The sequence below is a fragment of the Streptomyces sp. NPDC093221 genome, assembly GCF_044753885.1.
In the GTDB taxonomy this organism is placed as follows: Bacteria; Actinomycetota; Actinomycetes; order Streptomycetales; family Streptomycetaceae; genus Actinacidiphila.
Window position 1 is genome coordinate 686,710 of sequence record NZ_JBIVOA010000004.1, and the last position, 14,381, is coordinate 701,090.

12 protein-coding genes are annotated in these 14,381 nt (G+C 71.3%); 4 read left to right on the forward strand and 8 right to left on the reverse strand.

The features are described 5' to 3' along the window. The first annotated feature begins 254 nt into the window (after positions 1–254). Positions 255–827: a GNAT family N-acetyltransferase gene (locus ACIQCJ_RS19975; protein WP_391052393.1), complete on the forward strand. Its 573-nt coding sequence runs from the start codon at positions 255–257 to the stop codon at positions 825–827. Positions 828–1,065: 238 nt separating this feature from the next. On the opposite strand, the gene ACIQCJ_RS19980 is transcribed toward ACIQCJ_RS19975, so the two are convergent. Next, the gene (locus ACIQCJ_RS19980) at positions 1,066–2,013 is read right to left on the reverse strand and encodes an SDR family NAD(P)-dependent oxidoreductase (RefSeq protein ID WP_391052390.1); all 948 of its coding nucleotides are present in this window, start codon (positions 2,011–2,013) and stop codon (positions 1,066–1,068) included. A gap of 162 nt (positions 2,014–2,175) precedes the next feature. Between ACIQCJ_RS19980 and ACIQCJ_RS19985 the strand changes: the two genes are divergently transcribed. The 3 genes from ACIQCJ_RS19985 to ACIQCJ_RS19995 all read left to right on the forward strand — a co-directional run bounded on the left by ACIQCJ_RS19985 (position 2,176) and on the right by ACIQCJ_RS19995 (position 4,332). Continuing rightward, on the forward strand, positions 2,176–2,754 hold the full coding sequence (locus tag ACIQCJ_RS19985; protein ID WP_355345886.1) for a helix-turn-helix domain-containing protein: 579 nt from the start codon (positions 2,176–2,178) through the stop codon (positions 2,752–2,754). Between the two features lie 184 nt (positions 2,755–2,938). Next, positions 2,939–3,841 carry a SigB/SigF/SigG family RNA polymerase sigma factor gene (locus ACIQCJ_RS19990; RefSeq protein ID WP_391052386.1) on the forward strand — a complete coding sequence of 301 codons (903 nt, stop codon included), beginning with the start codon at positions 2,939–2,941 and terminating at the stop codon, positions 3,839–3,841. Between the two features lie 209 nt (positions 3,842–4,050). Further along, the gene (locus tag ACIQCJ_RS19995) at positions 4,051–4,332 is read left to right on the forward strand and encodes a hypothetical protein (RefSeq protein WP_402712074.1); all 282 of its coding nucleotides are present in this window, start codon (positions 4,051–4,053) and stop codon (positions 4,330–4,332) included. Between the two features lie 79 nt (positions 4,333–4,411). On the opposite strand, the gene ACIQCJ_RS20000 is transcribed toward ACIQCJ_RS19995, so the two are convergent. The 7 genes from ACIQCJ_RS20000 to ACIQCJ_RS20030 form a co-directional block, all read right to left on the reverse strand. Beyond that, positions 4,412–6,214, reverse strand: coding sequence for a beta-xylosidase (locus ACIQCJ_RS20000; RefSeq protein WP_402712075.1), 1,803 nt, complete (start codon positions 6,212–6,214; stop codon positions 4,412–4,414). Continuing rightward, positions 6,211–8,277, reverse strand: coding sequence for a TIM-barrel domain-containing protein (locus tag ACIQCJ_RS20005; RefSeq protein ID WP_402712076.1), 2,067 nt, complete (start codon positions 8,275–8,277; stop codon positions 6,211–6,213). The genes ACIQCJ_RS20000 and ACIQCJ_RS20005 overlap by 4 nt, the downstream gene beginning before the upstream one ends. A 105-nt stretch (positions 8,278–8,382) precedes the next feature. Continuing rightward, complete coding sequence (locus ACIQCJ_RS20010; RefSeq protein WP_402712142.1) at positions 8,383–9,144, reverse strand: carbohydrate ABC transporter permease; 762 nt, start codon at positions 9,142–9,144, stop codon at positions 8,383–8,385. 74 nt (positions 9,145–9,218) lie between these two features. After that, the gene (locus ACIQCJ_RS20015; protein ID WP_391162172.1) at positions 9,219–10,190 is read right to left on the reverse strand and encodes an ABC transporter permease subunit; all 972 of its coding nucleotides are present in this window, start codon (positions 10,188–10,190) and stop codon (positions 9,219–9,221) included. 13 nt (positions 10,191–10,203) lie between these two features. Then, positions 10,204–11,460: an ABC transporter substrate-binding protein gene (locus tag ACIQCJ_RS20020; RefSeq protein ID WP_402712077.1), complete on the reverse strand. Its 1,257-nt coding sequence runs from the start codon at positions 11,458–11,460 to the stop codon at positions 10,204–10,206. A 196-nt stretch (positions 11,461–11,656) separates the two neighbouring features. Continuing rightward, positions 11,657–12,664: a substrate-binding domain-containing protein gene (locus tag ACIQCJ_RS20025; protein WP_391052369.1), complete on the reverse strand. Its 1,008-nt coding sequence runs from the start codon at positions 12,662–12,664 to the stop codon at positions 11,657–11,659. Positions 12,665–12,810: 146 nt separating this feature from the next. Further along, positions 12,811–14,286, reverse strand: a complete 1,476-nt coding sequence (locus tag ACIQCJ_RS20030; RefSeq protein ID WP_355345865.1) for an MFS transporter — start codon at positions 14,284–14,286, stop codon at positions 12,811–12,813. Positions 14,287–14,381 lie beyond the last annotated feature (95 nt).

Here is a 14,381-nt window from a genome sequence, read left to right on the forward strand (position 1 = left end):
GCGTACGACGCAGGGGCACGCGCAGGCGGGCGTGCGCGGAACAGGTGCATCGTTTTCCCGCCAGATCCGGCGAGCCGCCCGGCCGACGTGCGCCGGGGCCGGCCGGGCCGCCCGCGTGCCGGGGGCGCAAGCACACGGCCCACCGGGCGATGGCCAATACAGCGGATCTGCCCAGGTGACGCGGAAAGTGGAATGACGCTTTACGGACGGCTGTCCGGAGCCGGACAGGGCACACGGAGGAGAGACCGCGCGTGATGACCAACAGCCGCTCCGCCGCACCCGTTCCGCTGCGCAGCGGGGCACGGTTGGCGCTGGCACTGGCGAGGGAAGAGATGATGCAGGACTACCACCGGTGGGAGACCGATCCGGCGACCGTCGTCGGATTCGGGGCCCGCTGGCCGGTGTCCTGGGAAGTCTTCCAGGCTCGTTTCCACAGTGGCCATACCTCCACCCACTACCAACTCTTCGAAGTGATCACCACGGACAGTGGCATTCCGGTCGGGACCACCGCGCTGAGCGTCGACCAGTCGGCCAACAGCGCCGAGTACACCCTTGTCATCGCCCCGGAGCACCGCGGCCTGGGCTACGCCGCCGAGGCCACCGCACTCACCCTCGACTGGGCTTTCACCATCGCGTCGCTGAGCGCGGTGTGGCTGGAGGTACTCGCTCCGCACACCGCCGCGGTGCACGCCTACCTCAAGGCCGGTTTCCGTGACGCCGGGCGGCTGCGCAGCGCCGCGCTGTGGCAGGGCAGGCGCGTCGACAAACTCCTGCTGGACTGCGTCCCCGGCGACCTGCCGGGGACCGAGCCGGACGAGAGGAGGTGATCCACGATGTCATGCTCCGACGTGAACTGCCGTAAAGGCGGGTGCACCACCGACCCCGACCGCACCGGGCGCGAAGGCGGTCAGAAGCGCGGGTGAGCGGCCATCGGCCGGGCGCCGCGGTGCGTGACGTACCGCGGCGCCACCGTATATACGGAAGTCTCCGTGCGTTCCCGGAGACGTCCCCACCGATGCCACCGGAGATGTCCCCGCCGTTGTCCCCGGAGATGTCCCCGCCGCGCTATCCGGCGGCCAGGGTCGCCACGGACACCTCCCACAGCCGCCGCGCCGCCTCCGGGTCGAGGGCGTAGGCCGCGACGCCGTCGGGGGCGCCGGGCCGGTTCTCCGCCGCCTCGTCGCAGTCCTCGAAGTACCGGCCGCCGACGCCGTCGAGCAGCGGAGAGGCCGCGACCAGCACCGAGGTCGCCGCGCCCTGCTCCGGGGTCTTCCACCGCGGGAGGTCGGGGCCGCGCTCGGCGCGCAGCCGGTTCAGCTCCTCGTCGGACACGTAGCGCTGGAGCTTGGTCCTGATCCCGCCCGGCATCAGCGCGTTGACGGTGATGCCGTCACTCGCCCAGCGCTTGGTGGCCTCGACGGCGAACAGCACGTTGGCGGTCTTGGACTGGCCGTACGCGGACCAGGGCTCGTACGGCCGCTCGCGGAAGTGGATGTCGTCGAAGACGACGGGCGAGCGCAGATGGGCGCTGGAGCTGACCGCGACCACGCGGGCGCCGCCCGCCGCGGCGAGCGCCGGGCGCAGGCCGGTGGCCAGGGCGAAGTGGCCCAGGTGGTTGGTGGCGAACTGCATCTCCCAGCCCTGCGGGGTGCGCATCTCGGGCGAGGCCATGATTCCGGCGTTGTTGACCAGCATGTGCAGCGGGCCCTGCCAGTCCGCGACGAAGGCGGCGACGGACGCCTGGTCGGCCAGGTCGAGCGGAGCGACCCGCACCTGCTCGTTCCCGGTGGTCCTCGTGATGTCCTCGGCGGTCCGCCGGCCTGCCTCCGCGTCCCGTACGGCCAGCGTCACCTCGGCCCCGGCGGCGGCCAGGGCGCGGGCGGTCTCGACACCGATGCCGGACGCGCCACCGGTCACGACGGCGCGGCGGCCGGTCAGATCGATGCCCGCCAGCACGTCGGCGGCGGTGGACTCCCTGGTGAAGGGGGTGGTGATGAGGGGGTTTGACGTCATGATCCGTGCGTCTCCTCGGTAGCGCGGAGGGCATGGCACTGCCGGTACGATAAAAACCGGAGGAACCTCCGCTCAGATCCACCGTAAGTGGAGGAACCTCCGCTTGCAAATTCGCCGGGCCGCCGTGCCCCGACGATCCGCGTCCCACCGAGGAGAGACACCGTGCCGGGCACCTCACCCCGCCCCCTGCGCGCCGACGCGCAGCGCAATCGCGACCGGCTGCTGGCCGCCGCCGTGCGCGCGTTCGCCCACGACGGCCCCGAGGTGACGCTCGAGGCCATCGCCAAGGACGCGGGGGTCGGCATCGGCACGCTCTACCGGAACTTCCCGACCCGAGAGGCGCTGGTCGAGGCCGCGTACCGCAACGAGCTGACCCGGCTGTGCGACGCCGCGCCCCGGCTGCTCACCGCCGCTCCCCCCGACGTGGCGGCGCGCGCCTGGATGGACCACTTCATCGACTACATGACGACCAAGCGCGGCATGGCCGACGCGCTGCGCGCCGTGATCGCGTCCGGCGGCGACCCCTTCGCGCACAGCCGTGAGGCGCTGCTCGGCGCGGTCGGCACCCTGCTGCGGGCGGGCGCGGAGGCCGGGACGCTGCGGGCGGACGCCGACCCCGAAGACGTGCTCGTCGGGCTCGGCGGGGTGGCGCTGTCGGCGGCCGGTCCGGAGCGCAGGGCGCAGGCGGGACGTCTGCTGGACCTGCTCATGGACGGATTGCGCTACCGTGCGGGGCAGTAGTCGCGGCGCGCGGCCGGAGACGGGACGCGCGACGGGACCCGGCAGAACACGGACAAGGACGCGAAACAGGCCGCCGCTCGGACCCGTTCGGGGCCCGGAAAAATTGCTCGAAAAAAAGTTGGCATAGGACGTTCGACAGCGGGCAAGCGGCTTGTGGACAGTCTTACCGAGGCGAGGCGATGACGTGACCACACAGGTTCAGCAGTCGGACAGCGCGTACGAAACGGCGACGCTTGAGGCATCACCGCGATCCGAGGGCGGCTTGATTGGTGAACTTCCGCGGATCGACGACGCCACGGCGGTAGCCCCCAAGGACGCGCGGGCGCTGTCGAAGCTCTTCTTCGACCGGCTCCAGGCCGTCGAAGAGGGCACCCGTGAATACCAGTACGCCCGCAACACGCTGATCGAGATGAACCTCTCGTTGGTGCACTTCGCCGCCGGGCGCTACCGCAACCGGCCGGCCACCGACATGGAGGAGATCGTCCAGGTCGGCACGATCGGCCTGATCAAGGCCATCGACCGGTTCGACCTGTCGCGGGAGAACGAGTTCACCACCTTCGCCATCCCGTACATCGTCGGCGAGATGAAGCGGTTCTTCCGCGACACCTCCTGGGCCGTGCACGTGCCGCGCCGCCTCCAGGAGCTGCGCGTCGAGCTGAGCAAGGCCAAGGAAGCGCTCGCGCTGGTGCTGGACCGCGACCCGACGGTGGCCGAGCTGGCCGCGCACCTCGACCTGACCGAGGAAGAGGTCATCGAGGGCCTGGTCGCCGCCAACGGCTACACCGCGGGCTCGCTGGACACGCCGTACAACGACGGTGAGAGCGGCGGTGACGGCGAGGGCCGCACGCTGGCCGACACCTTCGGCGAGTGCGACTACGCGATGGACCTCATCGAGAACTTCCAGAGCCTGGCCCCGCTGATCGCCAAGCTCCCCGAGCGCGACCGGCAGATCCTCCAGATGCGCTTCGGCGAGGAGATGACGCAGGCGCAGATCGGCGAGGAGCTGGGCTACTCGCAGATGCACGTGTCGCGGCTGCTGAGCCGCACCATCGCCGGCCTGCGCGCGGGCCTGATGACGCAGAAGTAGGCAGCCGGAAGCAGGCAGCGAGCACGACGAACGGCTGAGGGGCCTCCCGGACCGGGAGGCCCCTCAGCCGTTCACGCCTGCCCGTACCGCTCCCCCGTCGATTGCGCGACACGTGAAGTGTGTGACGGACAGTGAACGGGGAATGCGAGGGGTAGTTGACGATTGCGGGATGAGGGATCCGGATGACGGATGACGAAGGGGTGCGGTCCATGACCATTGCCAGTGACAGCCAGTCGGTGTCGGACGAACTGCGCGACCGGGCGGGCGCGTTCGTGAACAGCCATGTCGACATGTGGGTGACGGTGGAGGACGACGGGGTGCTGATCCTCGCCGGTGGCGACGCCGCCGAGCTCTTCCAGGCCGCCACGGACTGGCTGCGCGAGGGGCCCGCCTACACGGTCGCCTCGGTCGGCTGGGCGCGCCAGGAGACGGAGCCCGCTTACGCGTTGCGACTGGTCCTTCGGCAGCCGGTGGGCGGCGAGGCCGCGTGACCGGTGCCCGTCCGCGGCCCCGTGGCCGGAAGGCCGGAGGTCGCGGACGGGCCCGTGTGCGTGGCGGAGACGGTCGGGACTACGAGACGTCCGCGCGGTCGACGGCGATGTTGTTCCCGGTGCTGTGCGCGTTGCGCGCGCCGGTGTTGGTGATGGTCAGGGTGTGGCTGCCGGACGGGAGCGCGGGGCTGGTCCACACGGTGCCCGAGGCGTTGCGGGCGGCCGCGTAGTTGTCGACGGTGACGGGTGAACCGCCGTCGACCGAGAGCGACATGATGCCCTGGTCGGTGTCGCGGACGGCGTGCAGGGCGACGGTGCTCCCGTGGAAGTGGAAGGTCGCCGAGGCGCCCGCGGTGAACGTCCAGTTGGCGGTCTGCTGGTACATGTCGGTGATGCCGTTGGCGACGCCCCAGTTGGCGCCGTACTGGAAGTAGTTGGCGTCGCCGGAGTTGGTGGCGGTGCCGTCCACGACGGTCGTCACCGGGTCGACGGGTCCGGTGGAGCCGTTGCCCGCGGTCAGGGTGACCGTGTAGGCGTCGGTGCCGCTGGTGAGGGTGACGGGGACGCGCAGGGTGTTGCCGTCGGGGGTGAGGTCGGAGTCCAGGACGGTGGCGGGCGCGCCGAGCGGGGACTGGTCGGGGATGCGCTGGATCTTGGCGTGCACCTTGCCGTTGCCGCCGCGCAGCCAGGAGGCGGCGGACAGATTCTGGAAGGTGACCGTGGTGGTGCCGCCCTGGCCCGAGTTGTTGCCGATCAGCGCGAGGACCTGGTGGGCGGTGGTGTCCGCGCCCGCGGCGACGGCGATACCGCCGCTGCCCGTGGTGCCCAGCAGGTGGCCGCCGATCCGCGCGTACGCCTGGTAGACCCACCACTGGCCGGTCGGCTGGCCGCCGACGAGCAGGGAGTCGAGCGTCCCGGCCCCGCAGCAGTCGGTCCAGATCGCGTGCGCGGCGGACGCGACGCCCGAGGCGGAGAGCCGGTCGAGGAACCAGGCGGTGTAGGCGGCGTTCTGCTGCTGCGAGAACAGGTACTCGTTGATGGTCAGCGGGAGCGGGGCGATGGCGTGCGCGGACAGCAGGGCGCGGGCGTCGGCGGCGTCGGCCGCGGGGTCGTTGCCGAAATGCCAGTTGACGACGGTCGGCAGGGTGTTGTCAGTCTTGGTACGGCCGAGGAAGTCGTCGAGCCAGCCGTGGTTGTAGCCGCTGTAGGAGGGGCCGACGATCTGCGCGGAGGGCACCAGGCGGCGGATCTCGCGCACCGCCGTGTCCCACATCTGGTAATACTGCGCGCTGTTGACACCGCGCTGCCAGAAGCCGGTGCCGTCCGGCTCGTTCCAGATGTCGTAGCTGACGGGCACCCCGGACGCCTGGACGTCGGCGACGAGCCGGTCGATGAAGGCCGCCCAGTTGGAGCAGTCGCCGTTGTCGCAGGGGTAGACGGTGTTCGACGGCTGGGTGGTGTCGGCGCCCCAGACGTCGGAGACCAGCAGGTGGTAGGTGGCGCGGTAGGGCGCGGCGGTGACGCGGCGGGCCTGGGACAGCGCGGAGTCGACGCGTATCCGGTAGCCGGAGCCCGCGGTGTAGCCGTCGCCCAGCCAGCCGCCGCCCGCGATCCGGGCGCCGCCGCCGCGGAAGAGGGTGGGCTTGAGGGGTTGGAGCAGGCTGTCGACGGGCCCCGAGCCGTCCTGGCTGAGGCCGTAGAGGAAGCCGGAGCCGGCCTGGTTGGGCACCGCGCCCTGGTTGCCGAGGTCGACGGAGACGGTGGTGTCGGCCGCGGCGGCCGGGGACGGGCCGAGGGTGGCGCAGGCCAGGACGGCGGCGGCCAGCGCCGCCGCCGCCAGTGCGGTGGCGCGCCACCGGGGTCGTGCCGTGGACGGGTTCATCTGTCCTCCTTGACAGGTGGGGTGGGGGGTACGTCAGCAGGTGGGCCGAGCGGTTCGGCGCGGTCGCGCACGAACAGCGGTACGGCGTCGAGCGGGGCGGGGACGGTGACCCACCGGCCGCCCGCGTACCGCGTCGGTGTCGGCGTTGTGGGGTGGTCCGGGGCCCCGGCGCCTTCGAGGTGCGTCCAGTCGGCGCCCGCGGGGAGGTAGACGCGGCGCTCACGGGCGCCGGGGCGTGTGACCGGGGCCACCAACAGGTCGTGTCCGCACAGGAATTGGTCGTCCACCGACCAGGCGGTGGCGTCGTCGGGGAATGCGAGCAGCAGCGGGCGGAGCAGCGGCAGCCCGTCCTCGCGCCCCGCGTCCAACTGGGCGTGCAGGTAGGGGCGCAGCCGCTCGCGCAGGGCCAGCGCGCCGGTCATCGCGCGCTCGGCGACCGCGCCGTAGGACCAGATCTCGTTGGGCCCGCCGCCGGTGCCGATCGGGCCGTGGAAGACGCGCGGCTCGCGGTGACCGTGCAGCCGCAACAGCGGGCAGAACACGGCGAATTGGAACCAGCGGACCATCAGCTCGCGGTAGTCCTCGTCGTCCGGGTCGCCGCCGTGGAAGCCGCCGATGTCGGTGGTCCACCACGGGATGCCGCTCATGGCGACGTTGAGCCCGGCCCTGATGGAGTCGGCGAGCGCGTCGAAGGTCGCGGGGATGTCGCCGGACCAGAGCGCGACGCCGTACCGCTGCGAGCCCGCCCACGCGGATCTGACCAGCGACAGGATCTCCGTCTCGCCCTGCTCGGCGAGGTGTTCGTACACACCGCGGGCGTGTTCGCGCGGGTAGAGGTTGGCGACCTCGCTGCCGGGGCCCGCCGCGTAGCTGAGATTGTGCGGGTGCCCGGGGCGCATCTCCGGTTCGCAGGCGTCCAGCCAGAAGGCGCGGACGCCGAGCTTGTAGTAGTGCTCCTGGAGCCGGTCCCACAGGGCAGCGCGGGCGGCGGGGTCGGTGGCGTCGTAGAAGGCGACGCCGATGCCCTCGGCCGCGTCCTCGGTGTCCGGCCAGTCGCCGTGCGAGGTCACGCCGTTGTACGTGGCGACGAGCTGGCCCGCGTCCCGCAGCGCCGCGTAGCCGGTGGACAGCGGGCTGACCGACGGCCAGACGGAGACGGCCAACTCGACGCCGAGCGCGCGCAGTTCCTCGACCATGGCGCGCGGGTCCGGCCAGTCGCGGCGGTCGAAGTCCCAGTCGCCGAGATTGCGCCAGTGCAGGTAGTCGACGACGATCACCGACAGCGGCAGGCCCCGGCGGGCGTATTCGCGGGCGACGGCGAGGAGTTCGTCCTGATCGCGGTAGCGGAGCTTGCTCTGCCACAGTCCGGAGGCCCAGCGCGGGAAGGCGGGGGCGTGTCCGGTGGCGGCGGCGTAGTGGCCGAGGACGTCGGCGGGGGTGCGGCCCGCGGTGAGCCAGTAGTCGAGCTGCTGGGCGCGGTCGGCGACCCAGCGGGTGCCGTTGGCGGCGAATTCCACCCGGCCGACCGCCGGGCTGTTCCACAGGAAGCCGTAGCCTCGGCTGGACACGGCGAAGGGGACGGTCACCTCGCCGTTGCGCTGCTGGAGTTCGAGGACCGTGCCCTTCTGGTCGAAGCGGCCGTGGCCGTGCTGGCCGAGGCCGTGGATCCGTTCGTCGTCGTACGCGGCGAAGCGCTGCTCGATCCGGTACTTGCCGCCGCCCGCCGACTCGAAGTGCCGTGCTCCCGGCCACCAGAAGTGCGGCGGCTCCTCGCGCAGCAACTCCGCGCCGGTGTCGGCGCGTACGGCCGTGAGCAGTCCGTCGGAGGCGGCGACGGTGATCCGCAGCAGGCCGTTGGTCAAGGTGGCGTGCGTGTCGTGGACGTCGATCTCGCACGCGGAGGGTGCGGGCGCGGTCTCCAGCGCGCCGGGCAGGCCGTCGGTGACGCGGTGGACACCGGCCCGCACGCGGACGCTGTCGGGTCCCCACGGCTGGATCTCCAGCACGTGGTGGCCGTGACGCCACCGCAGGCGGTTCGGGGAGCGGGTGAACGCGGACGGCAAGGTCTCTCCTCGGTGGTCGGGGTCGCGGGGCCGGGCGGGGTCGCAGGGTCCGGTCGTGGTCGCGGGGCCGGGCGGGGCTGTTGGGCCGGGCGGGGCTGTTGGGGGTCAGTCCTTGACGGCGCCGCTGGTCACGCCCGCCGCCACGTAGCGCTGGGCGATGACGAGCAGCACCGCGGCCGGGAGCGAGGCGATGATCCCGGTGGCCATCACGCTGTTCCAGTCGCTGAGATGGGCGCCGATGAAGCGGTAGATGCCGACGGTGACGGGCGCCCGGTCGTCCTGGGTGGTGAGGGTGACGGCGAACAGGAAGTCGGCCCACGCGAAGAGGAAGGAGAACAGGCTCGCGGTGACCACGGCGTTCCTGCTGACCGGCAGGATCACCGACAGCAGGGTGCGCAGCCGTGACGCGCCGTCGAGTTCCGCCGCCTCGCTCAGCTCCGCGGGCACACCGCGCATGGCGGTGGTCAGGATGAGTGCCGCGAAGGGCACGCACAGCGTGGAGTCGGCAAGGATCAGCGCCAGCGGCGAATTCAGCAACTGGAGCTTGTTGGCCATCGTGTAGAGCGAGTTGGCCATCACCACGCCGGGGATCATCTGCGCCACCAGGAAGGCGAAGGTGAGCATCCGGCCGCCGGGCGCCCGCAGCTGGGCCATACCGTACGCGGCGGGCACCGCGATCAGCAGCACCACCAGGACGGTCCCGGCCGACACCCCGAGGCTGACCAGGAGGTGGCCGCCCTGGCTGGACAGCGCCCTGCGGTAGCCCTGGAGCGTGCCGTGCAGCGGGAACCAGGTCGGGGAGCTCTTCACCAGATCGGTCGAGGGCAGCAGCGACGCGTTGAGCATCCAGTACAGCGGGAAGAGCATCACCGCGAGGATCAGCAGCGCGATCACGGTGTTCAGCGGGCGGGTGAACCGGCGCGCGCCGGTGGCGGGGGCGCTCACCGTCCCGCCTGCCGCTGCTCACGGGTGCTGCGCAGATAGACCGCGGCGAAGACCACCGCGACCACGATGAGCAGGTTGCCCACCGCCGCGCCCCGCCCGAACAGCAGTTGCTGGAAGGAGAGGTTGTACGCGTAGGTGGTCAGCGTCTGCGAGGACCCGGCGGGGCCGCCCTGGGTGAGGATCATGATCACGTCGAAGACCTTGATGGTGTAGATCAGCCCCAGCGTCAGCACCACGGCGGTGACCGGCCGCAGCAGCGGGAGCGTGATGTGCCGGAAGCGGCGCCAGGCGTTCGCGCCGTCCAGCGACGCGGCCTCGTACAGCTCCCCCGGAATGCTCTGGAGTCCGCCGTAGAGGATCACCATGTTGAAGGGGATGCCGACCCAGATGTTGACCAGCGTCACGGCGATCAGCGAGTCGTGGGTGCTGGCGAGCCACGGGATCGGATGGCCCGTCAGACCCAGGCTCAGCAGCGCGTGGTTGAGCACGCCCGAGTCGGTGTCGAGGATCCAGCGCCAGGCGGTGCCCGAGACCACCAGCGGGAGCAGCCAGGGGATCAGCAGCAGTGAGCGCAGCGGGCCGCCCAGCGGGAAGGACCGGTTGAAGAAGACCGCGAGGGCCAGGCCGATGGCGAACTGGAAGGCCAGCGAACCGGCCGTGAACAGCACGGTGTTGACGACGGTGCGGGAGAAGTGGCTGTCGTGGAGGACAGCCGTGTAGTTGTCCCAGCCGACGTACGGCGCGACGCCGGTGTAGAAGGAGGAGACGGTGTAGTTCTGGAAGCCCATCCGGACGTTGCCGGCCAGCGGGTACAGATAGAAGCCGAGGACGTAGAGCCAGGCGGGGGCGATGAAGGCGAAGGCCGCCCAGCGGCCGGTGCGGCGCCGGGGGCGGCGGCCGTGGCCGTCCTGCCGGGCGGCGACGGGCTTCGCCCGTGCCACCGGGGCGCTGCGGACAGTGGTGGACATCGGTCGGCCCCGCCTAGTTCCGCGCGGAGCGCTGCGCCTGGGCGAGCGCGGACTGCGGGCTGGTGCCGCCCGCGAGCGCGGCCTGGATCGCGTCGGCGAGCGCCTGGCTGACCTTGGGGTAGTCGGTGCCCAGTTCCGTGGTCCTGGCCCGCGCGGTGCCGACCTCCGCCACGAAGGCCGCCAACTGCGGCTGACTGGTCGCCAGTCGCGCGGCGGCCTGCTGGTTGCTGGGGATGTAGCCCGCGTCCTTGGACCACTTCAGGCTCTCCTCCTGGCCGAGCAGGCACTTCACCACGGATACGGCCTTGGCCTCGCGCGCCGCGTTGCTGTGCCCGACCGTCCAGACCTCGCCGCCCAGCGGTACGACCGGCTTCGCGGAGGGATCGGGCACCGGTATGGGCACCACGCCGAAGCGCAGGTCCTTGGCCGCGTTGAGCGTGGGGAGCTGCCAGGGGCCGTTCACCATCATCGCCGCGTTCCCGGCGAGGAACTGGTCGTTGACGTCCGCCTGCGTCCAGGTGACCACCGATTTGGAGGCCGAGCCCGTACCGACCAGGTCCTTCCACAGCGTGAGCGCCTTGACGGCCTGCGGCGAGTCCAGTGCCTTCAGGCTGGCGCCCGCGGTCCAGAAGAAGGGCTCGAACTGGAAGCTGCCCTCCTCGGTGCCGACCGCGCTGAACGCGACGCCGTAGCGGGAGCCCTTGGTCAACTTCTTCGCCGCGGCGGTCAGTTCGTCCCAGGTCTTCGGCGGCGTGAGCCCCGCCCGGGTGAACAGGTCCTTGTTGTAGTAGAGCGCCAGGCCGTTGACGCCCGGCGCGATCCCGTACGTCTGGCCGTCGTACTGCCCCGCGGCGACGATCGACGGGTACAGGCCCTCGGTGGTCAGTCCGGCCTTCGACAGCGACACCAGGCCCCCGGTGGCGGCCAGTTGCTGGAGGTCGGGGTTGTCGATCAGCGCCAGGTCGGGGAGGGTGCGGGCCGATGCCTGCTGGAGCAGTTTCGGCATGAACTGGGCGCGCGGCACCTGCTGGTGCTTGATGTGCACGCCGGACTTGGCGGCGCACTCGTCGAGTATCCGCGGCAGTTGGGTGTTCTGCGGCGCCGCGTCGTAGTAGTCGATCTCCGTCAGCGTGTCGGAGCCGGAGCCCGAACTGCCGGAGCCGGTGCCGCAGGCGGCCAGCACGAGTACCCCGGCGGCGGCCAGCGCCGCCAGCGTGCCGGGTCGGGCGGCGGTGCGGGAGAGGCGGGGGAAGGGGAGGGAGCGGCTCATCGACGTGCCTTTCGAATTGATTCGACAGTGGCGCCGCGGGCACGGGACCGCCCACCGGTCCGCGCCGTGCGTGAGGGAGTGTGGGCAAGGAAACGCAGAGGGTGGTGCGGTGTGACACCGGGTCGGTGCGGTGACACCGGGTCAGAGGGGTGACGCCCCGGTCAGAGCGGAGGCGGTAAGCGCCGGTGGACGCGCCTCAGCGGGCTGGACCCGTACTGCCGCGCACCTTCAGCGTCGGGGCGAGCAGCGTGCTCGCGGGCAGCTCCTCGCCCTTGATCCGCCGGGCCAGGCTGCGTACGGCCGCCCTGGCCAGTTCCTCGGCGGGCAGCGACACCGAGGTCAGCGGCGGGGTGCACCGCTCGGCCTCGTCGTCGGGACAGATCGCGATGACGGAGATGTCGCGCGGGACCGCGCACCCCATACCGGCGAGCCGGTCCATCACCAGCGGCAGCACGCGCTCGTTGTAGACGATCAGCGCGGTCAGTTCGGGCTCGCGGGTCAGCAGGTCGTCCAGCGCGCGGACCACCCCGCCGGGAGCGGGCTCGCACGCGGCCCAGACCGCGGTCCTGCCCCCGCTCTCCAGCGCGGCCAGCACCGACTCGCGGGCGTGCACCGCGTAGGCCACGTCACGGCCGAACGCCTCGGGCGCCTGCCCGAGGTAGCCGACCCGGGTGTGGCCCGACTCGTGCAGATGCTCCGCGCAGGCCCGCGCGGCCAGCGCGAAGTCGAAGTCGACGCGCGGCAGTCCGTGCGGGTCGTCCGGCGTGCCGACCAGCACCGCTGGGCACTTCAACTCGGTGAGCAGCGGGATCCTGGGGTCCTGCCGCTGCACCTCCATCAGCATCACGCCGTCGACGAGCGCGCTGGCGACCGCGTCCCTGATGGCCGCCTCACCGTCGTCGTCGGTCAGCATCAGCACCTTGAGCCCGCTGTCCTGGGCCGCGGTGAGGGCGGCCCAGACGTACGGCATCTGCACCTGGTTGTGCGGGCCGTAGACCATCGGCAGGGCCATCGCGATCACACCGGTGCGGCGGGTGCGGATGGACCGCGCCCCGGCGTGCGGCCTGAACCCCAGCGTCTCGATGCTCAGTTCGACGCGCCTGATGGTCTCGGGCGAGATGGTCCGGTTGCCGCTCAGGACGTACGACACCGTGCTGCGCGAAACGCCCGCGTGCCGCGCCACATCCGCGATCGTCACCGTCATGACCGACTCCGAGTCCCTCGACTGTCGAACTGATTCGATTCGTTCGATTGGCGGTGAACGTAGCACCGGCTCCGGGCCCCGGACAAGACAGTGGACGCGACCGGAATCCGGCCGCGTCCACTCGATTCGCCCCGCGGGGCCCGCCGCTAGGCGGAGGCGGACGCCGGTTCGGCGGACGACAGCGGGGTGGCGATGTCCTCGAGCGAGCGGCCCTCGGCCTTGACCGCGAGCACCGCCGCGACCAGGCCCGCCGCGCACATCAGGGACGCGCCGATCACGAAGGCCAGCACAGTGTCGTCCACGACACCGGACTTGGTGAGGTCGGCGAAGACCAGCGGACCGCTGATGCCGCCGGCGGCCGTACCGATCGCGTAGAAGAAGGCGATGGCCATGGCGCGGGTCTCCATCGGGAAGATCTCCGAGACGGTCAGATACGCGCTGCTGGCACCGGCGGAGGCGAAGAACAGCACGACGCACCAGCACGCGGTCATCGTCGTGGCGTCCAGCGAGCCGCGGTGGAAGAGCCACGCCGTGCCGAACAGCAGGATGCCGGAGATCAGATACGTCGAGGAGATCATGATCCGGCGGCCGACGGTGTCGAAGAGCTTGCCGAGCAGCAGCGGGCCGAGGAAGTTGCCCGCCGCGATGACCGCGAAGTAGTAGCCGGTCTTGCCGGTCGAGACGCCGAAGAAGGTGGTGAGGATGGAGCCGAACCCGAAGGTGATGGCGTTGTAGAGGAATGCCTGGCCGATGAAGAGCGACAGGCCGAGCACCGCGCGCTTGGGGTACTTGTGGAAGACGGTCTTGGCGATCAGCCCGAATCCGATGCTCTTGCGCTGGTGGATGGTGATCGAGTTCTTGGCGCGCGGCAGCCGCTCGCCCTTCTCCTCCTCGATCTCCCGCTCGACCGTGCCGACCAGTTGGTCCGCCTCGTCGCCGTAGCCGTGGATGAACTGCCAGCGCGGGCTCTCCGGCACGTGCCGCCGTACCACCAGGATCACCAGACCGAGGACGACGCCGAGGGCGAAGGTGAGCCGCCAGCCGACGTCCTTGGGGAAGATGTCGGTGTTCAGCGCGACGATCGACAGCAGCGAGCCGCCGATGGCGCCGAGCCAGTAACTGCCGTTGATGATCAGGTCGACCCGGCCGCGGAATCGGGACGGGATCAGTTCGTCGATGGCCGAGTTGATCGCCGCGTACTCGCCGCCGATGCCGAAGCCGGTCAGGAAGCGGAAGGTGAAGAACCACCAGGGCTGGAAGGACAGCGCGGTCATCGCGGTCGCGGTGAGGTAGACCGCGAGGGTGACCATGAAGAGCTTCTTGCGGCCGAAGCGGTCGGTCAGCCAGCCGAAGAACAGCGCGCCCGCGCAGGAGCCCGCCACGTAGAGCGCGGCGGCGATGCCCGTGATCTGGGCGGACGTGATCGACAGCCCGCTGCCCTGTTCGGAGATCCGCCCGGCGATGTTGCCGACGGTGGTCACCTCGAGGCCGTCGAGAATCCACACGGTGCCCAGGCCGATCACGATCATCCAGTGCCAGCGCGACCACGGCAGCCGGTCGAGGCGCGCGGGGACGTCGGTGGTGATCGTGCCGCCGGACGCGGCTTCCGGCGCTGACGCCATGGGTCCCTCCTTCATGAGCCGTACCGACGGCTCGACGTGAGCCGGTCCGAGCCGGGCCGACGGCCCGACCCTTGCGCGGCTGCCCCCTTGACGTG

Excerpts from the sequence above, each read along its gene's own strand:
- ACIQCJ_RS19975 (WP_391052393.1), top strand. The coding sequence starts at position 255 with ATGACCAACAGCCGCTCCGCCGCACCCGTTCCGCTGCGCAGCGGGGCA.
- ACIQCJ_RS19980 (WP_391052390.1), bottom strand. The coding sequence starts at position 2,013 with ATGACGTCAAACCCCCTCATCACCACCCCCTTCACCAGGGAGTCCACC.
- ACIQCJ_RS19995 (WP_402712074.1), top strand. The coding sequence starts at position 4,051 with ATGACCATTGCCAGTGACAGCCAGTCGGTGTCGGACGAACTGCGCGAC.
- ACIQCJ_RS20000 (WP_402712075.1), bottom strand. The coding sequence starts at position 6,214 with ATGAACCCGTCCACGGCACGACCCCGGTGGCGCGCCACCGCACTGGCG.
- ACIQCJ_RS20010 (WP_402712142.1), bottom strand. The coding sequence starts at position 9,144 with ATGCTCTTCCCGCTGTACTGGATGCTCAACGCGTCGCTGCTGCCCTCG.
- ACIQCJ_RS20015 (WP_391162172.1), bottom strand. The coding sequence starts at position 10,190 with ATGTCCACCACTGTCCGCAGCGCCCCGGTGGCACGGGCGAAGCCCGTC.
- ACIQCJ_RS20020 (WP_402712077.1), bottom strand. The coding sequence starts at position 11,460 with ATGAGCCGCTCCCTCCCCTTCCCCCGCCTCTCCCGCACCGCCGCCCGA.
- ACIQCJ_RS20025 (WP_391052369.1), bottom strand. The coding sequence starts at position 12,664 with ATGACGGTGACGATCGCGGATGTGGCGCGGCACGCGGGCGTTTCGCGC.
- ACIQCJ_RS20030 (WP_355345865.1), bottom strand. The coding sequence starts at position 14,286 with ATGGCGTCAGCGCCGGAAGCCGCGTCCGGCGGCACGATCACCACCGAC.